The organism is Aliivibrio sp. 1S128, from assembly GCF_001691065.1.
Taxonomy (GTDB): domain Bacteria; phylum Pseudomonadota; class Gammaproteobacteria; order Enterobacterales; family Vibrionaceae; genus Aliivibrio.
Genome location: NZ_MAJV01000111.1, coordinates 1 through 23,051 on the forward strand (window position 1 = coordinate 1; position 23,051 = coordinate 23,051).

The 23,051-nt window shown below is 39.9% G+C and carries 19 protein-coding genes and 2 tRNA genes; 8 read left to right on the forward strand and 13 right to left on the reverse strand.

Features of this window, described 5'->3' with window-relative positions:
* Positions 1–113: 113 nt before the first annotated feature.
* From A6E03_RS15675 to lolB, 6 genes are all read right to left on the reverse strand, one after another.
* Positions 114–190: transfer RNA gene (locus A6E03_RS15675), tRNA-Met, on the reverse strand.
* 306 nt (positions 191–496) lie between these two features.
* Positions 497–1,588: a redox-regulated ATPase YchF gene (gene ychF / locus A6E03_RS15680; protein ID WP_065591395.1), complete on the reverse strand. Its 1,092-nt coding sequence runs from the start codon at positions 1,586–1,588 to the stop codon at positions 497–499.
* A gap of 19 nt (positions 1,589–1,607) precedes the next feature.
* A complete protein-coding gene (gene pth, locus A6E03_RS15685; RefSeq protein ID WP_065591396.1) occupies positions 1,608–2,198 on the reverse strand; it encodes an aminoacyl-tRNA hydrolase in 591 nt (196 codons plus the stop codon).
* A gap of 179 nt (positions 2,199–2,377) precedes the next feature.
* Positions 2,378–3,325 (reverse strand): ribose-phosphate pyrophosphokinase, encoded by a 948-nt coding sequence (locus A6E03_RS15690; RefSeq protein ID WP_065591809.1) that lies wholly within the window; start codon positions 3,323–3,325, stop codon positions 2,378–2,380.
* A 38-nt stretch (positions 3,326–3,363) separates the two neighbouring features.
* On the reverse strand, positions 3,364–4,230 hold the full coding sequence (ispE, locus tag A6E03_RS15695; RefSeq protein WP_065601283.1) for a 4-(cytidine 5'-diphospho)-2-C-methyl-D-erythritol kinase: 867 nt from the start codon (positions 4,228–4,230) through the stop codon (positions 3,364–3,366).
* Between the two features lie 14 nt (positions 4,231–4,244).
* Positions 4,245–4,871, reverse strand: a complete 627-nt coding sequence (lolB, locus tag A6E03_RS15700) for a lipoprotein insertase outer membrane protein LolB (protein WP_255310655.1) — start codon at positions 4,869–4,871, stop codon at positions 4,245–4,247.
* A gap of 168 nt (positions 4,872–5,039) precedes the next feature.
* Between lolB and hemA the strand changes: the two genes are divergently transcribed.
* From hemA to kdsA, 6 genes are read left to right on the forward strand one after another with little or no spacing between them, the layout of a single operon-like run.
* On the forward strand, positions 5,040–6,296 hold the full coding sequence (gene hemA, locus A6E03_RS15705) for a glutamyl-tRNA reductase (protein ID WP_065591397.1): 1,257 nt from the start codon (positions 5,040–5,042) through the stop codon (positions 6,294–6,296).
* 39 nt (positions 6,297–6,335) lie between these two features.
* Positions 6,336–7,424, forward strand: coding sequence for a peptide chain release factor 1 (prfA, locus tag A6E03_RS15710; RefSeq protein ID WP_065591398.1), 1,089 nt, complete (start codon positions 6,336–6,338; stop codon positions 7,422–7,424).
* Positions 7,424–8,290: a peptide chain release factor N(5)-glutamine methyltransferase gene (gene prmC, locus A6E03_RS15715; RefSeq protein ID WP_065601228.1), complete on the forward strand. Its 867-nt coding sequence runs from the start codon at positions 7,424–7,426 to the stop codon at positions 8,288–8,290. The genes prfA and prmC overlap by 1 nt, the downstream gene beginning before the upstream one ends.
* Positions 8,291–8,293: 3 nt before the next feature.
* Complete coding sequence (locus tag A6E03_RS15720) at positions 8,294–8,674, forward strand: SirB2 family protein (RefSeq protein ID WP_065591400.1); 381 nt, start codon at positions 8,294–8,296, stop codon at positions 8,672–8,674.
* Between the two features lie 2 nt (positions 8,675–8,676).
* On the forward strand, positions 8,677–9,489 hold the full coding sequence (locus tag A6E03_RS15725; RefSeq protein ID WP_065591401.1) for a SirB1 family protein: 813 nt from the start codon (positions 8,677–8,679) through the stop codon (positions 9,487–9,489).
* An 11-nt stretch (positions 9,490–9,500) separates the two neighbouring features.
* Positions 9,501–10,355 (forward strand): 3-deoxy-8-phosphooctulonate synthase, encoded by an 855-nt coding sequence (kdsA, locus tag A6E03_RS15730; RefSeq protein ID WP_012549587.1) that lies wholly within the window; start codon positions 9,501–9,503, stop codon positions 10,353–10,355.
* A gap of 85 nt (positions 10,356–10,440) precedes the next feature.
* Here the strand turns inward: kdsA and cobA are convergent, their stop codons facing one another.
* The 5 genes from cobA to A6E03_RS15755 form a co-directional block, all read right to left on the reverse strand.
* Positions 10,441–11,223 carry a uroporphyrinogen-III C-methyltransferase gene (gene cobA, locus A6E03_RS15735; protein WP_065591402.1) on the reverse strand — a complete coding sequence of 261 codons (783 nt, stop codon included), beginning with the start codon at positions 11,221–11,223 and terminating at the stop codon, positions 10,441–10,443.
* A 139-nt stretch (positions 11,224–11,362) separates the two neighbouring features.
* Complete coding sequence (locus tag A6E03_RS15740; RefSeq protein WP_023603619.1) at positions 11,363–12,175, reverse strand: formate/nitrite transporter family protein; 813 nt, start codon at positions 12,173–12,175, stop codon at positions 11,363–11,365.
* 91 nt (positions 12,176–12,266) lie between these two features.
* Positions 12,267–12,596, reverse strand: coding sequence for a nitrite reductase small subunit NirD (nirD, locus tag A6E03_RS15745; protein ID WP_017023123.1), 330 nt, complete (start codon positions 12,594–12,596; stop codon positions 12,267–12,269).
* A gap of 2 nt (positions 12,597–12,598) precedes the next feature.
* Positions 12,599–15,175, reverse strand: a complete 2,577-nt coding sequence (nirB, locus tag A6E03_RS15750) for a nitrite reductase large subunit NirB (protein ID WP_065601229.1) — start codon at positions 15,173–15,175, stop codon at positions 12,599–12,601.
* Between the two features lie 301 nt (positions 15,176–15,476).
* Entirely contained in the window at positions 15,477–17,351 is a 1,875-nt protein-coding gene (locus A6E03_RS15755) for a methyl-accepting chemotaxis protein (protein ID WP_065591404.1), read from the reverse strand.
* A gap of 386 nt (positions 17,352–17,737) precedes the next feature.
* On the opposite strand from A6E03_RS15755, the gene ushA reads away from it, so the two are divergent.
* Positions 17,738–19,399 (forward strand): bifunctional UDP-sugar hydrolase/5'-nucleotidase UshA, encoded by a 1,662-nt coding sequence (ushA, locus tag A6E03_RS15760; RefSeq protein WP_065591405.1) that lies wholly within the window; start codon positions 17,738–17,740, stop codon positions 19,397–19,399.
* A 179-nt stretch (positions 19,400–19,578) separates the two neighbouring features.
* Positions 19,579–19,655: transfer RNA gene (locus tag A6E03_RS15765), tRNA-Pro, on the forward strand.
* Between the two features lie 136 nt (positions 19,656–19,791).
* Here the strand turns inward: A6E03_RS15765 and A6E03_RS15770 are convergent.
* Together A6E03_RS15770 and A6E03_RS15775 are read right to left on the reverse strand one after the other, a co-directional pair.
* A complete protein-coding gene (locus A6E03_RS15770) occupies positions 19,792–20,226 on the reverse strand; it encodes a DUF411 domain-containing protein (protein WP_065601230.1) in 435 nt (144 codons plus the stop codon).
* 85 nt (positions 20,227–20,311) lie between these two features.
* Positions 20,312–23,029: a cation transporter gene (locus tag A6E03_RS15775; protein WP_065601231.1), complete on the reverse strand. Its 2,718-nt coding sequence runs from the start codon at positions 23,027–23,029 to the stop codon at positions 20,312–20,314.
* Between the last annotated feature and the right edge of the window lie 22 nt (positions 23,030–23,051).

Consider the following 23,051-nt stretch of genomic DNA (forward strand, 5'->3'; position numbering starts at 1 on the left):
TCCGCCACGTCCGCGTTCTACTGTTTGATTATTAAGAACAATCGTTACTTAATCAATAAAGAGTAGTTATTCTATATTTTAATCGGCGAATGGTAAACCAATTAAAAGTTGTATGGTGGCTACTACGGGATTTGAACCTGTGACCCCATCATTATGAGTGATGTGCTCTAACCAGCTGAGCTAAGTAGCCAAATTGTTTCTTTCTTTCTAACTTGTCTCTCTTCCGTCTTATCGGTGAGGACGGAGCGCATTATGCTTACCAGAGGCTTATGCGTCAACACTTTTTTGAAAAAAATATGAATTCTTTGTTTGTTCGAACGGATTTTAATCAAAGCGTGCTTTTTATATGCAAAATAGAGTGATTTAGAGCAAAAGAATAAGAATAAGAGTTAGAAATAAGAAGTAGTGATATGTAAAAGATAAGAAGTAATAGGTTTTAACTGTTTGAAATATAGACAAGTAATAAAGAGGCCAGCAAATATGCTGGCCTTTTTTATTATACGTTGAAGCGGAAATGCACTACATCGCCATCTTTAACGATGTAATCTTTTCCTTCAAGGCGCCATTTGCCCGCTTCTTTAGCGCCACTTTCCCCGCCAAATTCGATAAAGTTGTCGTAACCTACAACTTCTGCACGGATGAAACCTTTTTCAAAATCAGTGTGGATTTTCCCGGCAGCTTGTGGTGCTGTAGCACCTACAGGGATAGTCCAAGCACGAACTTCTTTAACGCCCGCAGTAAAATACGTTTGTAGAGTTAATAACTCATAACCTGAACGGATAACACGGTTTAGGCCAGGTTCTTCAATTCCCATGTCAGCAAAGAATTCTTCACGATCTGCGTCGTCAAGTTCAGATAGCTCTGATTCAATGGCTGCACATACAGCAACAACTACGTTGTTTTCTGCTGCGGCATACTCACTAACAAGATCTAAATATGGGTTATTTTCAAAACCATCTTCAGCAACGTTAGCAATATACATTGTTGGTTTTAACGTTAGGAAGTTAAGGTAAGAAACCGCTGCAACTTCTTCTTTTGAAAGTTCAACCGTACGAGCCATGCCACCTTCTGTAAAAACAGGTAATAGCTTTTCAAGTACTGAAATTTCAAACTTAGCCGTTTGATCGCCGCCTTTTGCTTTTTTAGCTTGACGTAAGATTGCGCGTTCGCATGAATCTAAATCGGCAAGAGCAAGTTCAAGATTGATGATTTCGATATCTTCAATTGGTGATATTTTACCAGCAACGTGAATGATATTGTCATCTTCAAAACAGCGAACAACATGGCCAATAGCATCTGTTTCACGGATGTTAGCCAAGAATTTATTACCTAGACCTTCACCTTTAGATGCACCAGCAACCAGACCTGCAATGTCTACAAATTCCATTGTAGTTGGAAGGATACGCTCTGGATTTACGATTTTAGCTAATGCGTCTAAACGTAGATCAGGAACCGGAACCACACCAGTGTTTGGTTCAATAGTACAGAAAGGGAAGTTTGCAGCTTCAATTCCTGCTTTAGTTAGTGCGTTAAACAGTGTTGATTTACCAACGTTTGGAAGACCAACGATTCCGCATTTAAAACCCATGATGTAAACCTTATCTTTGTTATTCAGCTTTGAATGTATGTAAACGATTTTGTGCTTTACTTAATCCGTCTTTAAGCAAGATATCTAAGCAACGAGTAGATTCATCTACTGCAGCATCGATTAACTCTTGTTCTTTGGTAGGCGCTTTTCCTAAAACAAAACCGGCAACTTTGTCTTTATGGCCTGGATGGCCAATGCCAATACGAAGTCGATAAAACTCTTTCGTATTCGCTAATTTACTAATGGTATCGCGTAAGCCGTTATGACCACCGTGCCCACCACCTTTTTTGAATTTAGCAACACCAGGAGGAAGATCTAGCTCATCATGAGCAACTAAGATCTCTTCTGGTTTTATTTGATAAAACTTAGCTACTGAAGCAATAGCTTTACCTGATAAATTCATAAACGTTGTTGGGATCAACAATCGAAGATCCTGACCATTGGCTTGGATTCTACCTGTTAATCCGAAGAATTTAGTTTCTTCTCTTAATGTTACGTTATGTACACGGGCGAGTTCTTCAACGACCCATGCTCCTGCATTATGACGAGTTCTTTTATACTCAAGACCAGGGTTTGCTAGTCCAACAAGAAGTTTGATTTGATCGCTCAAAGACTTATCTCTCTATTTGGATACTAATATCATTAATAAACTTATTTAGTGTAGGTCGAACTAAAGACAATTAATGGTATTAGTATGTCCCATTAAAAAGGCGCGCCATATTAACACAAGAATTCCAAATACAAAAACGCCCCGCATATGCAGGGCGTTTTGAATAGGTTTTTGTTTGATTAGTGGTCAAACATTGCAGAGATAGACTCTTCATTGCTAATACGACGAATCGCTTCAGCTAGCATGCGAGAAAGGCTAAGTTCAGTTACTTTGCCTGTTGCTGCCATTTCTTTAGATAGAGTAATAGAGTCAGTAACAACAACTTGGTCTATTACTGAGTTTGCAATGTTTTCTGCTGCAGAACCAGAGAATACAGCGTGAGTTGCATAAGCAAATACACGTTTTGCACCGCGTTCTTTTAGGGCTTCAGCTGCTTTACATAAAGTACCGCCAGTATCAATCATGTCATCAACGATAACGCAATCGCGACCGTCAACATCACCGATAAGGTTCATTACTTCAGAAACGTTAGCACGTGGACGACGCTTATCAACGATAGCGATATCAACATCACCTAGCGCTTTAGCTGTTGCACGGGCACGAACAACGCCACCTAAGTCAGGAGAAACAACAACAGGGTTTTCTAGGCCACGGGTACGCATATCATCAAGCAGTACAGGAGTACCGAAAATGTTATCTACAGGTACGTCGAAGAAGCCTTGAATTTGTTCTGCGTGTAGATCGATAGTTAAAACGCGGTCAACACCAACGTTTGAAAGCATATCTGCAATAACTTTAGCAGTGATTGGTACACGAGCAGAACGTACACGACGGTCTTGACGAGCATAACCGAAGTAAGGGATTACTGCTGTAATACGGCCAGCAGAAGCGCGGCGAAGAGCATCGATCATTACTACTAATTCCATGATATTGTCATTAGTAGGAGCACAAGTAGACTGGATGATGAAAACATCACTACCACGTACATTCTCGTTAATTTGAACAGCTACTTCGCCGTCAGAAAAACGATCTACAGTAGCGTCACCAAGTGAAATGTATAGTCGATCAGCGATACGTTGGGCTAGTTTAGGAGTTGCATTACCAGCAAATAGCTTCATGTCAGGCACGGTGGAAACCTCAGGGTTGCGTCCAAATTGTGAGAATTTTATATTTTGCATAATGATTTATACTCTTCCAATTGGCGGTTGAGTGGCGAAGTATTTATACCTCGGGTGATAAATCCAGTTACACTATCAGAGATTAAGGAATAAACATGCTTTGCTTCTTTTTCACTGTTGAATTCAGCAAAAACACAAGCACCTGTTCCAGTTAGTCTTGATGGCGCATATTCTAACAGCCATGAAAGTTGGGAATCAACCTCTGGATACACACTTCTGACAATTTTTTCGCAATCGTTTTCGTACGGAGCGTCCAAAAGTACGTTAAGTGGCTGTTTTGGTGTGTTTCTAATCAAATCTGGGTGACTGAACACATCAACAGTAGAAATGCTCACCTCTGGTTTGATCAGTAGGTACCATTGCTCTTTAGGAGTGGCTGGTTGTAATTTCTCACCAATGCCTTCTGCAAAAGCGGAAAAACCGTGAACAAAAATGGGTACATCTGCCCCAAGTTTGACTCCTAAATCTGCTAGTACTTCATTATTTAAATTAAGTCCCCAAAGAAAATTGAGGGCAACTAATACGGTTGCTGCATTTGACGAACCACCACCAATACCACCACCCATAGGTAATATTTTTTCTATTTCAATATGCGCGCCAAAAGAGCATTGAGCGTGTTGTTGAAGTAGAGTTGCCGCTTTCCATATCAAATTGTCTTTTGTTTTAACTCCTGGAATATCAGGAGAAAGAGTGATGTCATTTGATTTGTTTGCAGTAATGGTGAGGTAGTCGCATAGGTCTATGAATTGAAATAAGGTTTGTAATTCATGATAGCCATTGGCTTGTTGGCCATTGATATAAAGAAATAAATTTAATTTGGCTGGGGAAGGCCAACGAGTTGATGTTGTGATCATTGAGTAACTTTTTATCATTGAGAAACAGTCCAATTTGAAGCAATGATTTTAATGGTTGTTTTTTGTTGGGTAAGTTTCATTGAACTTGGCAGTAGTACTTGTCCTTTTTCAATATAACTATTGTAGCGTAGATGCCAATTAGTTTGGCCAATTTGTTTTACTAAATGATCCACAGTATTGAGTTCATTGAGATCGAAATCATCAGCATCGGTCGGCAACCCCTTTATCCAATCTCCTAGATAACCAATGGGAAGGTTTAATCCGGTAAGGCCGTACATTAACCGGCCAGGATCTTGTCCTTCAAAGGTTTGACCGTCACCCGTTTCAATAATGGTATGTCCTTCGGTCATTGAGGCTTTAATTACCGTTTGACCTAAAAATGTCGTAAGCAATAATTGACTACTATTCGGTTTCTGTATCCATTGGAAGTTTAAGCTGTGGCGCTCTTCTGGAGATTGGTAACCAATTTTTCCTGTGACTTGGTAACGGGAAATCGTTTCTAATTGAGTTTGGTGTTTATCCCAATTTGTAGATTGTTGTGGAGTTAGTGGCACGCTAGAGCAAGCACTAAGGAATAGCGTCAAGATGAGAATAGCAAAAGGAAAGCGAGTAAAACGAGAGCACATCATTGAAAATCTCATGCATAATTCAAAGTGGATTTTGAGATTGTAGCAAATTGTTAGCGGATTTGGAGCTAAATAGTGTTTATTGGTCACTAATTTTCCGACTGGACGCCCTCATGTCTTTTAAAATTCGGTCGCATCAAGTAAAATTCGTCCTTGTTATTTTTTTATTGGTCTGTTTGCCGAATGTCATTGCTTGTTGTTGGAATCAATCATACGTCAGCCTCTGTTGATTTGCGTGAGAAAGTCGCTTTCTCTCCAGACAAATTAACTAAGGCGTTAGATGAATTAAAAAATAGTGATGCGATTCAAAGTGGCGTAATTCTATCGACCTGTAATCGAACGGAAATTTATTGTGAAGTAAAAACCGGGGTCAGTAGTGGTTATGTTCTTAATTGGTTAGCTGAGTTTCATCGTGTTTCTTTAGATATATTAATGCCTAGTATTTATATTTATGAAGAGCAAGCCGCAGTAAAACATTTAATGCGCGTTTCGTGCGGATTAGATTCATTAGTGTTAGGCGAACCGCAAATTTTAGGTCAAGTTAAAAAAGCCTTCGCAGATGCAAGAGAGCATAATGCTGTGGAAGGGACAATTGAAAAGTTATTCCAGAGTGACTTTTCAGTAGCTAAGCGAGTTCGTACAGAAACCAATATCGGTGGTAATGCAGTCTCTGTTGCTTATGCTGCTTGTATTTTAGCTCGTCAAATTTTCGAGTCTCTTGCTGATTCTACCGTTCTTTTAGTCGGAGCCGGAGAAACTATTGAATTGGTTGCTAAGCATTTAGATGCTGCGGGTTGTAAGCAACTTATTGTTGCAAACCGTACTCGAGAGAGAGCGATGGGGCTTGCTGAGCAATTTAATGCAGATGTTATAAGTCTTCCTGAAATACCAGAATATCTACCAAAAGCAGATATCATTATCAGTTCTACAGCCAGTCCGTTACCTATTATTGGTAAAGGCATGGTTGAAAGCGCATTAAAGCAACGAAAACATCAGCCGATGCTGTTTGTTGATATTGCTGTCCCTAGAGATATAGAAGGGGAGGTCGCAGAATTAAATGATGCTTATCTGTATTCGGTAGATGATCTTAAATCGATCATTGACCACAATATTGAGCAACGAAAGATAGAAGCTATTCAAGCTGAAGCGATAGTCAGTGAAGAAAGTGCGAGCTTCATGACGTGGATCCGCTCTCGTCAAGCGGTTAATAGTATTCGTCAATATCGAGAAAATTCAGAATCAATCCGTACTGAATTATTACAAAAAAGTATTCAAGCCTTAGCTTCTGGTCAAAATGCCGAAAAAGTTTTAGCAGAGTTAAGCAATAAATTAACGAATAAACTCATTCATGCACCAACACTTGCGATGCAGCAGGCCGCCAAAAATGGTGAGCCAGATAAACTTGCTGTGATCCGTAGAAGTATTGGTCTAGACAACTAAGTGTAGCTTAGGCTACCAACATAAAGAATCAATTATAATATGAAAGCATCAATTCGAGTAAAATTGGAAACGTTAGTTGAACGTTATGAAGAAGTTCAGCATTTATTAGGTGACCCAGGCATTATTGGTGATCAAAATAAATTCCGTGCGTTATCTCGTGAATACTCTCAACTGGAAGAAGTGACACAATGCTTCCAAGCGTATGAACAAGTACAAGAAGATCTTATTGCTGCTCAAGAAATGGCACAAGAAGACGATGCTGAAATGCGTGAAATGGCGCAAGATGAAATTAAAGAAGCAAAAGAAGCAAGTGAACGTTTAACAGATGAATTACAAGTACTGCTTATTCCAAAAGATCCAAATGATGAACGTAACTGTTTCTTAGAGATCCGTGCCGGTGCTGGTGGTGATGAGGCCGGCATTTTTGCGGGTAACCTTTTCCGTATGTATTCTCGTTTTGCTGAGAAAAAAGGGTGGCGTATTGAGGTCATGAGTTCTCATGCTTCAGAGCAAGGTGGCTTTAAAGAGATGATCGCAAAAGTAAGTGGCGATGGCGCTTATGGTGTATTGAAATTTGAATCAGGTGGTCACCGAGTTCAACGCGTACCAGAAACAGAATCGCAAGGTCGTGTGCATACTTCAGCGTGTACAATTGCTGTGATGGCTGAAATCCCAGAAGCGGATTTACCAGAGATCAAAGCATCTGATTTGAAAATTGATACTTTCCGTTCATCAGGCGCGGGTGGTCAGCACGTTAACACCACCGATTCTGCTATTCGTATTACTCACTTACCTACGGGTACAGTAGTAGAGTGTCAGGACGAACGTTCACAACATAAAAACAAAGCAAAAGCGATGTCTGTTCTTGCTGCTCGTATTATTCAAGCAGAAGAAGCTCGTCGTGCCGCTGTTGTTTCTGATACGCGTCGTAATCTATTAGGTTCGGGTGACCGTTCAGACCGTATTCGTACGTATAACTACCCACAAGGTCGCGTATCTGATCACCGTATTAACCTGACTATCTACCGTTTGAATGAAGTGATGGAAGGGGATCTAGCCGCGTTGATCGAACCTGTTGTATTAGAATATCAAGCAGACCAACTTGCTGCGCTAGCTGAAAATAACTAATGAATCAATCTATTGAAGCGCTGTTAAAGCATTCAATTCAATTGCTGCAACTTGGGGGGAGTGCTTCTCCTCAGGTTGATGCCTCTGTGCTGCTGTGTCATATTTTAGATAAACCAAGAAGCTACCTGTTGACTTGGCCTGAAAAAGAGCTAACTGATACAGAGCTAACAGCATTTGAATCGTTACTTTCCCGTCGCCTTTCTGGTGAACCTATTGCTTACATCGTAGGTTATAGAGAATTTTGGTCATTACCACTTAAAGTTTCCCCTACAACATTAATTCCTCGCCCTGATACAGAGCGTTTAGTTGAGATTGCTCTAGACCACCTTGATGAATTATCAACAAAGGTATTAGATTTAGGAACAGGGACTGGTGCGATAGCATTAGCGATTGCTTCTGAAATGCCTGCTATTAGTGTTATTGGTGTTGATTATCAACAAGATGCAGTTGAATTAGCGCAAGCTAATGCCAAAGGTAACCATATTATGAATACTGAATTTCGCCAGGGAAGTTGGTTTGCGCCAATTAAACCCGATGAACAGTTTTCTATTATTGTGAGCAATCCACCTTATATTGATGGAAATGATCCTCATTTATCTCAAGGTGATGTACGGTTCGAACCTCAAACAGCATTAGTTGCAGAGCAAGAAGGCTTTGCCGATTTAATTCATATTATGGAACATAGCCGAAATCATTTAGTTGATAATGGCTGGTTGCTTATGGAACATGGCTTTGAACAAGGTAAGCGACTACGTACTTATTTTGAAGCGCATGGCTTTGATAATGTCAAAACAGAACAAGATTATGCTGGTAATGACCGTGTTACGTTAGGTCAATGGTCAGTAAACACAGAGAATAAAGGATAATTCATGTATACCGCTGTTAAACATATTCACCTATTTATGATTGCTTGTAGCGTACTGCTATTTGTTGTTCGCTATGTATTAATGATGGTTGATTCAGATCTTCGTAATAAAGCATTTTTAAAACGCGTTCCTCATGTTGTTGATACGGCAATGCTATTAAGTGGCGTTGCACTTATTTTTATAACTGGATTCATTCCATTTACAGGTGCAGCTCCTTGGTTAACTGAGAAATTGACTTGTGTTTTGGTTTATATCGCTCTGGGGTTTGTCACTCTAGGAAGCAGTAAAAACAAAGTATTTAAAACATTTGCCTTCCTTGGCGCATTAGGTTGGTTGATGGTTGCAGCTAATATCGCGATGACGAAAGCGACATTTCTGGGGTAAATATGTTTCAGTTGCTTGGTGAAAATTTAGAAGACCTTAATCTTGTAGCTGGGGCTTTAGCGCTTAATTTAGCGATTAATCCTGAAATACAAAGACTACGAGTTGACATCAAACTACGAGAAATGTGTATTGAGGCAGAACAAGCGTTAGTTCATGAAATTAATGATGAGCAGCGCTTAGAGCAGTTGATTCATCTTTTTTATGTAGAATGGGGTTTCCAAGGTGATACTGATTCTTACTTCAACTCTGAAAATGCATTTATTGATTATGTGCTTGAGAGTAAGAAGGGTATCCCAGTTACGTTAGGTGCTATTTTTTTGCACTTATGTGAATACGTAAATCTGCCAGTTAGTGCGATTAATTTTCCCACTCAGTTAGTATTGAAAGTCGAATGGCCAAATCAAGCACCTCTTTATTTGAATCCATTTGATGGGCAATATGTTAGTACGCATTTGATGACCGCATGGCTTATTGGCTATGGTGGCCCATTAGCACAAATATTACCGGTGCATTTAGAATCAATAGATAATCCAACATTAATTGGGCGTTTACTAGCTGTGATTAAAACGGCGTGCATTAGAGAGCGTAAGTTTTCATTTGCATTAACGTGTAGTGATCTTGCATTGAGTATGGTGCCAGATGATCCCTTTGAGATCCGCGATAGAGGATTAATCTATCAGCAACTACACTGTAATGATGTCGCTAAAAATGATTTAATCTATTTTATTGAACAGTGCCCTAATGATCCTTCAGCGATGCTGATGAAGAAGCAAGTTCAATTATTATTAGAACAACACCCTACCGTTCTCCATTAAGAGTGAAGATAATGCAAAATCAAAAAACAGTAAAAATTGGCAATATCGATGTAGCAAATGATAAGCCGTTTACCTTATTTGCAGGTATGAATGTATTAGAGTCTCGTGATTTGGCTATGCGCATGTGTGAGACTTACGTAGAGATCACTGATCGATTAGGCATCCCATACGTATTTAAAGCGTCTTTTGATAAAGCAAACCGTTCGTCAGTTCATTCATACCGCGGCCCTGGTATGGAAGAAGGTCTAAAGATTTTTCAAGAATTGAAAGATACGTTTGGTGTAAAAATTATTACGGATATCCATACAGAGGCACAAGCTCAACCTGTTGCTGATGTGGTGGACGTAATTCAACTTCCAGCTTTCCTTGCTCGTCAAACTGATTTAGTTGAGACAATGGCTAGAACAGGTGCTGTCATTAACGTGAAAAAACCACAATTCATGAGCCCTGATCAAGTGGGTAATATTGTTGATAAGTTTGCTGAGTGTGGTAACGAAAATATCATACTTTGTGAGCGTGGTTCATGCATGGGTTACGACAACCTAGTGGTTGATATGCTTGGCTTTGGTGTGATGAAAAAAGTATCAAATGGTAGCCCAATCATTTTTGATGTGACGCATTCTTTACAGAATCGCGATCCAAGTGGTAAAGCCTCTGGTGGACGTCGTTCACAAACGGTTGAACTTGCTAAAGCAGGTTTAGCGACGGGTATTGCGGGTTTATTTATTGAAGCTCACCCAACGCCAGATAAAGCACTGTGTGACGGTCCTTCTGCATTACCATTAGATCAACTAGAACCTTTCTTAAAACAAATGAAAGCGTTAGATGACTTAATTAAAGGTTTTGAGCACATCGATATTAAATAATATTGTTGCGAGTCTATAAATAAAAAAGCCCAAGAGATTTTCTTGGGCTTTTTTGTATTTAGAATAGGGCGTGCTTATTTATTCATTACTCAGCATTTGTTGGAGTAAACCAATCTAATTTATGATGCAAGGTCGTTACGCTACCGACGACAATTAAAGAAGGACTAATCGCATTTTTTGCCATTTGAGCTAATTCTGAAATAGTACCGGTAAAGACTTTCTGTTTTTGAGTCGTACCACGTTCAATAATAGCGCAAGGGGTATCTGCAGATAAACCGTGCTCGATCAGCTGAGTTGAAATATGAGAAGATTGTTTTAGTCCCATATAAAATACCAGCGTGTTGTTTGAACGAGCCAATGCATCCCATTCAATTTCTGCTCCATCTTTTTGAACATGAGCGGTAATAAATTGCACGCTTTGAGCATGGTCTCGATGTGTTAGTGGGATCCCCGCATAAGAGGTCGCGCCTGCTGCGGCTGTAATACCTGGAACCACTTCAAATTGAACCCCATTTTCTGCAAGCGTTTCTAATTCTTCACCGCCACGGCCAAAGATAAAGGAATCTCCGCCTTTAAGGCGAACAACGTGTTTACCTTCTTGGGCTTTATCAACCAATATTTGATTAATTTTGTCTTGAGGGACGAAATGAAAATCGAGTTTCTTACCGACATAAATCATTTCAGCAGTATCATTTGCGAGCGCTAAGATTTCTTTAGAGACAAGGCGATCATACACAACTACATCGGCTTGTTGTATTAAGCGGTAACCTTTTACGGTTAAGAGATCGGCATCACCAGGACCTGCACCAACAAGAGAAACAAATCCGTTTTGTTTTTTTTGCTCAGACTGAGCTTGAATACTTGGCATAATAGGGTTCCAGAATAATATGTGAATATTGACGCTGACTCCATTATGTAAGAGTCGATAAAAAAAATCACCCTTAATACCAGATCAAGAGTGATTTTATTTGAATGAGTTATAACAAATGCGATGACTTATTTTTCTGTTATTTAAGATCCAATGATGGTGCAGTTTTTGCGTGTGTTAGGTACAGAGGAATACACGTAAATAGAAGGCCACCCACAAGGTTGCCAAGCAGCGTTGGAATTAAGTTCCAGTTTAACCAATCCATAATAGTGAAATCAGCACCCAGCATCATACCTAATGGGAATAGGAACATGTTAACTACAGCGTGTTCAAATACTAATGCAAAGAAAATAAAGATTGGAAGCCACATTGCTGCAATCTTACCTGCAACAGAGCGAGCCGTCATATTGCCGATAACGCCTAAACATACCATTAGGTTACAAAGAATTGCTTTGACAAATACGGTGATCCAACCATCCATACCATGTGCGGCGTAGCCCATAGTACGACTTGTTGCAGCAGCGATGAATTTTTGACCCACCGCGCCGGCCTCAACACTAAAGTTCATCGTAAAAACAAGTGCAATAAGAAAAGCAACAAGTAGAGAACCGATTAGGTTACCAAGACCAACCCATCCCCACGTTCTGAAGATTCGACCCCAAGTGATGCCAGGACGGTTATCAAACTTAGCAAGTGGTGCAAGACCAAAAACACCCGTTAATAAGTCGTAGCCCATAAGACTCAGAATACAAAAACCGACAGGGAAGACTAAAGCGCCAACAATACCAACACCGGTTTGCACAATTGTTGTAATCGCAACGACAACAGCAAGAGAAAGGATGATACCCGCCATCGTGCCACGTAAAAGAAGATCACGACTTGATGTTTTTACTTTTGCTTCGCCAACATCGATCATTGTTTGAACTAATTCAGCAGGTTTTACATAAGACATAAGAGTCCCTTTATTAAAAGTTAAAGATTAAAATTAGATAGGAAAGGGCTCCTAGGTGAGGCTAGAAACCCTTGAACTATCGAATCTCAGTTTATGCTGCGATTTCTACGGTATTTTTAATGACTCGAACGTTATACGCTTTTACGTTAAAGCGTTCGTCTTCCATACAAACCCCAGTAGTAAGGTTAAAGCGTTGTTTCTTCAATGGGCTTGCAACCCAAAGTTCGCCTTGGTGTTGAACGGTAAGGCCACGAGACAATACGTTAGAGTTTGCAAATGGGTCACGATTACTGATAGCAAACACTTTGTCATCAGCGTTTGGACGAAATATCGCCACTTGCTCACCGTTAATTAATGCACAAACGCCTGTACCTGGAATGATGTCGTCTAGTGGACAGATTTTTTGGAATTTAGTCGTCATGATTATTTCTCCACACTTGTTTCTGTTAGAGCAACATGCAAGATATCGCCTTTCGCGTTTGGATTTTTCTCTGTATACGTTGCTGGGCGGTGTTGTTCGCGGCCATCAGAAACAAATACAACATTATCATCGCGTTCTTCAGAGTTAATGAAGTGAGAGAAACGTTTTAGTTGAGCTTCATCATTAATGGTGTCTGTCCATTCACAGCTGAAGTTATTAATCAGTGATGCAACATCAGTTTCAAGTTGGTCGTTAATACCAAGCTTATTATCCACAATCACTTCACGTAAATAATCAACGCCACCTTCAAGGTTATCCATCCATACTGACGTACGTTGCAGTGGAGCTGCTGTTCTAATGTAGAACATCATGAAACGGTCGATGTATTTAATTAGCGTTTCTTGGTCTAGATCCGTTGCTAACAAGTCAGCGTGACGAGGTTTCATTCCCCCATTACCACACACGTACATGTTCCAACCCGCATCGGTTGCAATGATGCCTAAATCTTTACCTTGTGCTTCTGCACATTCACGCGTACAACCCGAGACACCAAACTTCATTTTATGAGGAGTACGAATACCTTTGTAGCGATTCTCAAGTGCTACGCCCAAACCGACAGAGTCTTGAACACCGTAACGACACCATGTTGAACCAACACACGTCTTAGCCATACGTAAAGCTTTACCGTAAGCTTGTCCTGTCTCATAACCTGCTTCAATGAGTTTTTTCCAAATGGTTGGAAGATCGTCTTTTTGAGCACCGAATAAACCAATACGTTGAGCACCCGTAATTTTAGTGTAAAGGTTATATTCAGCAGCAACGGCCGCTAATGCACCTAGTGCTTGTGGTGTGACTTCACCGCCAGCCATACGTGGAATGACAGAGTAAGTACCATCTTTTTGAATGTTACCTAGGAAGTTATCGTTGGTATCGTGCAGTTTAACCAATGCTGGTTTAAGAATGTGCTCACCCCAACAAGAAGCAAGAATAGATCCCGCTAGTGGTTTACACACTTCACAGCCGTAACCTTTACCGTATTTCTCTAATAGTTCATCGAATGTCTTGATTTCTTCGATGCGAATTAGGTGGAATAATTCTTGGCGAGAATAAGCAAAGTGCTCACAAACGTCGTTTTTAACTTCGATGCCTGATTTAGCCAATTCAGCATTAAGAACCGATGCGACAAGAGGAAGACAACCGCCACAACCAGTACCCGCGCCAGTCACGGCTTTAATTTCAGCCATTGTGTGATTGCCATCTGCAACTGCTTGAGAAATTTTGCCTTTGGTTACATCAAAACATGAACAAATCACGGCAGTTTCAGGCAGAGAGTCTGCGCCTAAAGACGGCTTTTCTGCACCAGCGTGCGCTGGAAGAATAAGAAGATCGGGGTGATCAGGTAAATCAATGTCGTTCAGTTTAAGCTGAAGTAGATCGCCGTAATCTGAAGTATCTCCAACCATTACTGCACCCAGTAATTTCTTACCGTCTTCAGAAACGATAATGCGCTTATACACTTCCTGTTCTTCGTTTTGGTAAACGTAGCTCTTACAACCAGGAGTTCGTCCATTTGCGTCACCAATTGAACCTACTTTAACGCCAAGTAATTTCAATTTAGCACTCATGTCAGCACCTTCAAATGCACTGTCATTGCCTAGTAAATGGTCAACGGCAACCGTTGCCATTTTATAACCAGGGGCAACCAGACCGTAGAAAGTACGGTTCCAAGAAGCACATTCGCCAATCGCGTATATATTGCTATCTGTTGTTTGGCAGTTGTTATTGATTTCAACTCCACCACGAGGAGCAACACCTAAGCCCATTTGACGAGCTAATTTATCTTGAGGGCGAATACCTGCAGAGAAGACGATGAAATCAGTTTCAAGTTCAGTACCGTCAGCAAAACGCATGACATTACGTGCATCTTTGCCTTCTGGAACGATTTCTAATGTATTTTTGCTCGTATGAACTTGAACCCCCATACGTTCGATTTTATTACGCAGCTGTAAGCCACCTTGTTGATCCAGTTGCTCTGCCATTAATACAGGAGCAAATTCAACAACATGTGTTGTAACGCCTAATGCTTTAAGTGCGCCAGCGGCTTCAAGTCCAAGCAGGCCACCACCAATAACAACACCACTTTTACTGTTTTTAGCGGTAGCTTCGATAGATTTAAGATCTTCAATCGTGCGGTACACAAAACAGTCTTTACTTTCGTTACCTTTAATTGGTGGAACGAATGGAAAAGAGCCAGTAGCAAGAACGAGTTTGTCGTATTGAATTTCACGACCAGTACTTGAATAAACCACTTGTTTCTCACGGTTAATGTTAATGGCACGTTCGCCAATTAATACATTAAGGCCGTGCTTTTCATAGAATCCTTCTTTTACAAGAGAGAGGTCATCAGCAGTATGATGAGAAAAGTAAGAGGAAAGGTGAACACGATCATAAGCGATACGTGGTTCTTCACAGAACACCGTGATATCCATATTTTGAACATCTGTTTTCTCTACTAAATCTTCGATATAGCGATGACCAACCATGCCATTACCGATGATAACTAGTTTCATCTTGCTCATAAGAATTCCTATTATATTTGATATGCATATATGATGAATTATGAATGATTATGTAGATATGACGTGGATCAATTACGAAATAAAACTACCCTAAAGGGGTAATCATTAATTGGTTTAGGTGTTTATTACTTTTAAATCAATTAATTAACTGTAGCACGTAGCTTGTGTGTGTAGTTTATTTACAATATATGGGGGGATATTCGGAATTTTGGTGTGTTTATAGGTGTAATTATGAAAAAAAAAGACAGAATATGAGTGTCATATTCTGTCTTTTTATAAGGAACCGTATAAATATTAAGGGTTATAACTTAAATCGTTCGATCTCTTGTTTTAGTTCATTTGACAGCTCAGAAAGTTCAGAGGCTTGAATTACTGATTGTTTCGTTTCTTCTGTTAGTTCATTTGAAACATCACGAACGGCTTCTGTATTGCGTGTAATTTCTTCGGTTACTGATGATTGCTCTTCTGCTGCTGCGGCAATTTGTGCTGCCATATCACTAATTTGTGTTACTGAGTTTGTGATTTGCAATAGACTTGCTGAGGCAGATTGAGCATCTTCAACACTGGTATTTGCTAATGTTTGACTGTCTTGCATGATCCCAACGGCTTTTTGAGTGGTTCCTTGTAGCGTTTCAATCATTTGTTGAATTTCTTGAGTCGATGCATGAGTACGTTGACTCAAGATACGAACCTCATCAGCTACCACAGCAAAACCACGACCTTGTTCGCCAGCTCGAGCTGCTTCAATGGCCGCATTCAGTGCAAGCAAGTTAGTTTGTTCTGCAATGTTTTGGATAGTTGAAAGAATCGTATTGATATTTTGAGCGTTGTGATGAAGCTCTTCAATCACGCCTGTCGCTGTTTCAACTTCTTTTGCTAAGTTATCAATTGAGTGTTGGCTTTGGCCTACCTGCTCTGCACCATGGTTTGATGCCGTAACCGTTTCTTCTGCGGTTTGAGCCGTATTATCAGCATTGCCTGCAATCTCTTGCGTTGCTGCAGCCATTTCATTAATCGCTGTAGCGACCATGTTAATCTCATCCATCTGATGTTGGATGCGAACATTACGTTCTTCAGCACTTTCTGCGGTTGAGTTTGCTTGTCTAGCTAAAGTTGTAGAGATATCGCGTAGGCGACACACCATTGAATGCATATTTCCGACAAAGGTATTGAAATTAATTGCTAGTTGACCAACTTCGTCATTACTGTTTGGTTCTAGACGTTGTGTTAAATCACCTTCACCTGATGAAATTTCAGCAAGCGCATCAGATACTCGAAGTAGATCTCTAAATAGGACGTTAACCAAGGTGGTTACACCAATAGCAACAATTACTGTTAATACAATGCTTAGTAGGATGATTTCACGAAGCAATGCGCTGTGCGCGGCTTCTTCAGTTGCTTGTGTCATCTCAACGGCAAATGTCCATTTTGTATTAGGTACTTTTGCAAAATAAACCAGTTTATTACTGCCGTTGATTTCTGCGAATTCAATGGTTTTTGAATTGATGGATTCTTGAATGCTTTGTGGAGACATGTCTGAGAAATAACGGTTTACGTCTTTCTTGATCAGGGATTTGTTTGGGTGCGCTAAGAAAGTACCATCGCTATCAATCAGCATTGTGATGGTGTCTTTACCTGCGTCTAAGCTGATAACATCATCAATCAGTTGGTCGATAAGCACATCAGCACCAATGACACCTAAGAAGGTACCATTCTTATAAACAGGTTCAGCAATGGTTACCAGAAGAGATTGGGTAATTGCATCTTGATATGCTGAAGTAATGATTTGCTGGTTTTCGCGTTGTGCTTCTTGATACCAAGGACGTTGGCGAGGATCGTAATCAGCACGATTTCTTTCAGGATGAGAGCGGTGCATATCCCCTTGAGGTGTGCCAAAGAAAATATCATCGAATCCACCGGCTTTACGGCTAAGTTGTAAAAAAGAAACAATGTCACTTTCTTGAGTGTAATCATTGGTAGCGTGAGCGATTTCAGCTTTAATCGATATCCAATTTGATATCCCGGTAGTGGCTGCCGAAGTAACACTCTCTGCGCGCGAATAAACACCGTTGCGAGTTTGTTCAAAAAGTTGATTAGAAGCCAGCCAAGTTAGGGCTGAAGCGGTAACAACAACAGCGAGTACACTCGCGCCTATTAGCTTATGTTTTAGTTTCATAGTTTTACCTAAATCCGTGGGTTAAATGTTGCAATTACACTCGTTTTTATATTGAGTACTTTGTAAGTACTGGTTTTGTTATCGGAAATATCTGACAAAACTTAACTGTTTTATTTTTATTTTTATTTTTCATATTAATGGTTTTTATTATTTTCAATAAGTCATTGAGTAGGCTAGCACTTGCTTTGTTTACTAAATATTCAATTAATGGTGGTTTACTTTTTTTTACCTATTTATCAATCATTTTTAGTGATCTAATAGACATATTTATGAGATCAATGTGAGAGTGCACAATAATTCTTTTAAACTTGGTCTGGTTATTGACTTGTTCACTGCATTACAGTTTGAATCGGTCTAGATTATTTTCTTTGAATTAATGGTGAAACATGATGGAACGTCTTTCTCTAAAAACAGCGATAGCAGCGGCATTACTAACGACACTTGCGGGTTGTGCAACGACAACTGAGCACGCGTGGCAAGAAGATACTACGTATAAGCTAACGGTATTACATACAAACGATAACCATGGTCGTTTTTGGCAAAATAAATACGGTGAATATGGCATGGCTGCTCGTAAAACGCTGATTGATGAATTACGTGCAGAAGTTCAAGCCGAAGGTGGCAGTGTACTTTTACTTTCTGGTGGTGATATTAATACTGGTGTCCCAGAATCTGATCTTCAAGATGCTGAACCTGATTTTAAAGGCATGAATAAAATTGGTTATGATGCGATTGCATTAGGTAATCATGAGTTTGATAACCCATTAGATATTCTTCAAAAGCAAATCAACTGGGCAGAGTTCCCAATGTTGTCTGCAAACATTTATGACAAAGAAACTGGTGAGCGTAAATATCAAGCTTATGAAATCTTTGAAAAACAAGGTATCAAAATCGCAGTTATTGGTTTTACAACTGAAGATACCGCAAAGATTGGTAACCCTGAATATATTGCTGAATTAGAGTTCCGCGATCCAAAAGAAGAAGCGAAAAAAGTAATTGCAGAATTAGAAGTAAATGAAAAGCCAGATCTTATCTTTGCAGTAACGCATATGGGTCACTATGAGAATGGTCAACGTGGTATCAATGCTCCTGGTGATGTGGCATTAGCGCGTTCACTTGAGTTAGGTGAACTAGATATGATTGTGGGTGGTCACTCACAAGAGCCTGTGTGTATGGAAGGCCCAAATGTCGCTAAGAAAAACTTCAAGCCGGGCGATGAGTGTCAACCAGATCAACAAAACGGTACTTGGATTGTTCAAGCACACGAGTGGGGTAAGTATGTAGGTAAAGCTGATTTTGAATTCCGTAATGGTGAATTAGAAATGGTAAGCTATAACCTAATCCCTGTTAACTTGAAGAAAAAGATTAAAGTCGACGGGAAAAGCCAGCGTGTTTTCATTCAAGATGAAATCAAGCAAGACAGTGAATTACTTGCATTCTTAACGCCTTACCAAGAAAAAGGTCAAGGTCAGTTGAATGTGAAAATTGCATCGACTAACGGCAAATTAGAAGGCGATCGTAATATAGTACGTTTTGAACAGACTAACTTAGGTCGTTTAATTGCTCAGTCTCATATGGAGCGTGCGAAAGCTGACTTTGCTGTGATGAATTCTGGTGGTGTTCGTGATTCTATTGAAGGTGGTGATGTAACGTATAAAGATGTTCTAACAGTGCAGCCATTTGGTAATATCGTGACTTACACTGATATGACGGGTAAGGAAGTATTAGATTACCTAAATGTAGTTGGAACAAAACCAGCAGATTCTGGCGCTTATGCACAGTTCGCAGGTATTAAAATGACAGTAGAAAACGGTAAAGTGTCTAATGTATTTATCGGTGGTAAGCAATTACGTTTAGATAAAACATACCGCTTTACGGTACCAAGTTACAATGCCGCTGGTGGTGATGGTTACCCGAAAATATCGGATCACCCAGGTTATGTAAATACGGGTTTTGTTGATGCTGAAGTACTTAAAGAATTCTTAGAAACAAATAGCCCAATTGATATAAATGAATTTGCCCCTCGTGGTGAGATTACTTATAAGTAATTTTTAAAAGAAGAATAAGCCTCTGATTCATTATAGTTTCAGAGGCTTTTGTTTATGAATTCAACAGTTTGTTGTTTTTGTAAGCGAACAGAAAGAAAAAACAAAATAATGCTTGTCAAAAAACTCACAGACAGTATTATAGCCCTCGTTGACACGGACAAGGTCTTTGTTTAACAGCTCGGTGAATAGCGCAGCTTGGTAGCGCATCTGGTTTGGGACCAGAGGGTCGGGGGTTCGAATCCCTCTTCACCGACCACTTTTAAGAAAGCCGCATCAGAAATGATGCGGCTTTTTTGCGTTTGTAATATCGTACTAATATTAGTTACTTATTTTATGTAATAAATAGGTATTGATAGCGATCAATACCTATTATGCGTCAAAGACCCTAGACCCTAGTTATGCGTATTAAATAATGCTAATTTGCCATTCTCTTTAAATGCCACTACTTGGTATCTATCTTTCTTATCACCATACTCCATGCCTGGTGAGCCCATAGGCATTCCTGGAACGGCTAAACCTTTAAAATCACGAGGTTCAGCTAAAAACTGTTTAATATCATCGGCAGGGATATGGCCTTCAAATACATAATCATTGATAACGGCAGTATGGCAAGAAGCAAGACTAGGATCGACTCCTAGTCTTTCTTTAATTGGATTCATGTTTTCATGGTCTTCAATTTTTACGGTGAAACCATTTTCTTCCATATGTTCTACCCACTCAGTACAACAACCGCAGTAAGGTGATTTGTAAACCACTACTTCAGTTGAGGCAAATGCTGAAGTACTTAATAAAACAAACGAAATAAAAGCAAATTTAAGGTTTTTCATAGTGGGTATATCCAAAGGTTATTTTGAATGGGGTGATAGCCAAAACCAGTAGATTATGGCAATGATTAGAGCGAAACCGAATAAATTAATCATGTGATGCTCCTTTTGTTTTTTCGTATGAATCTTGTTGAGAACGTGGGTTGAAAAGTCTTAATCGATTGGCATTAGTGACTACGGTAATTGAAGACAGTGCCATTGCTGCCCCTGCAACAACAGGGCTTAATAACATGCCTGTAAGCGGGAATAAGATGCCTGCGGCAATAGGTATCCCAATGGTGTTATAAACAAAGGCACCAAATAGGTTCTGTTTCATATTTTTCATCGTAGCTTTAGAAAGTTCAATGGCACTTACTGCGGTTTGCAATGAGTGATTCATTAATGTGAGATGCGCACTTTCAATCGCCACATCGCTGCCATTACCCATCGCAATACCTACCTCAGCTTGCGCGAGTGCTGGTGCATCATTAATACCATCCCCAATCATGGCGACTTTATGACCTTGTGATTGAAGATCTTTTATTACTTGTGCTTTACCATCAGGTAATACACCGGAAACAACTTGAGTAATGCCTAATTGCTTGGCGACATGTTCTGCGGTTTCTTTGCGATCACCGGTTAGCATTACGACAGTAATGCCTAATTGAGTAAATTGCTTAATTGCGAGTGCTGAATCTACACGGATGGTATCACTGACTTCAATAACACCAATACCTTGCTTGTTTACCGCAACAAACAAAGGTGTTGATGAAGGTGAGAGAACGACGTGGGGTACAGCAATGTCATTTTTTAATAAATAAGCCATATTACCAATAAATACGGTATCACTATCTACTTTTGCCGAAGCGCCAAGGCCTAGCTGAGCCGTAAAATTAAGGCCAGCTATCGCTTCCCATGAATGCTGTTTAAAATAAGCCATTACAGCCTGGGCAAGTGGGTGTTCTGAATGACTCTCAACGGCGGCGGCCAACGTAATTACCTGTTGTTCAGTATAGTTATTAAAGGTCGAGATCTTACTGACCGTTGGTTTTCCTTCCGTCAGCGTCCCTGTTTTATCAACAACGACAGTATCTATAGTGCTTGCAGTTTGAAGCACATCAGCATCTTTTATTAAAGCGCCAAATTCAGCCGCTTTACCAATCCCTACGGTAACTGACATTGGAGTAGCAAGCCCCAAAGCACAAGGGCACGCAATGATAAGTACCGTAGTGGCAACAACCAACATATAACTTGATGTAGGTTCTGGGCCAAAGTTATACCAAATGAGCGCTGAGAAAATAGCAATAATCATAACGCTTGGCACAAATACCGATGATATTTTATCGGCCAATTTTGCAATGTTGGGCTTACTGCTCTGTGCATTTCGTACCATGGTAATAATTCGAGCTAGCATGGTGTGCTCACCAACGTTGGTTGCTTTAAAAGTAAAGCTACCTTGTTGATTAATCGTTCCTGCATGGACAGTATCATTCATTGTTTTTAAGCTAGGGAGAGGCTCTCCAGTTAGCATAGCTTCATCAAGATAGCTTTCACCGCTAATTAATACACCATCAACCGGAATTTTTTCACCGGGTTTAATTTTGATGATCATTCCCTGAAGCACTTGAGATATTGGTAACTCAACTTCTTTACCATCCAGAATAATCATTGCGGTTTGTGGTTGAAGGTTTAATAGTTTTTCAATGGCACTAGACGTTCTATTTCGTGCTTTGGTTTCAATCAAATTACCAAGCGTGATTAAACCTAAGATCATTGCTGTTGCTTCAAAATAAACATGGCGTGCTTGTTCGGGGAAGAAGTCAGGTGAAATAACCAGAGCCATGGAATAAAGCCAAGCGGATCCTGTTCCTAGAGCCACAAGCGTATCCATTGTTGCTCTGTGGTGGGTGAAAGCTTTCCATGCATTAACAAAAAAATGTCTACCAGCAGTGAGTAACAAGCCTAAACAAATTAATCCAACCAAACCCCAAGCAAGTTGATCGCTTATCGTGTTGATTTGCATATTGCCACCAAACACGCCCCATAACATTAGTGGTGCCCCAATCGTTAATGAGACAATGGTGTTTTTCTTATGTGCAGCGGTCGTTTTTAGATATAGTTCTTTTTGTCTTTCCCGGCGCTGCTCTTCACTTAGACTAATTTCTGCACCATAACCGCCTTTTTCTATTGCTTGGATTACATCTATTTCATTTATATCACCAGTAACTAAAGCGGTACGTTCGGCTAGGTTCACGCGAACAGATTGAACGTTATTAGTGTCTGAAATGATTTTCTCAACAGAAGCAACACAACTGGCGCAAGTCATTCCGGATAAAATTAGCTGAGTGGTTCTTTTTGTATTTGGTTCTCGTTTTTCAGTGGTTTTAATCACTTCTTTATTACTTAATTCGGATGATGTGTCTTCAAGAATAAACGGAACGGAAGAGGCTTGAAATCCAATAGATTCAATGAGTGTGATTACACTTTTTATCGTGTGTGTTGTACTGAAACTAAGCTCTGTTTTTGAAATTGAAAGAACCGTGGAGTGAGACAGTGCTTTTAATGTCTCTGTGGTTTTCTTTACGCACTTACCGCAATTTAATCCTGCTAAATAAAGCGTTATTACTTTTTCTTGAGGTACAGAATAACCAAGCTGAGAAATTATCTCGATAATATCTGTTTTAGAAAGGCTAGTGGTAAGAGTCAATTCTGTTTTGGTAACAGAATATTGAGAGATACCAGTGTGGGTAGAAAGTGCTTGTTCTACTTTAGCGACACAGCGGCCGCAATTTAATCCTGATAAAGGAAGGGTGAATTCCTGACTCATAATAACCTCATTAACTATTCTT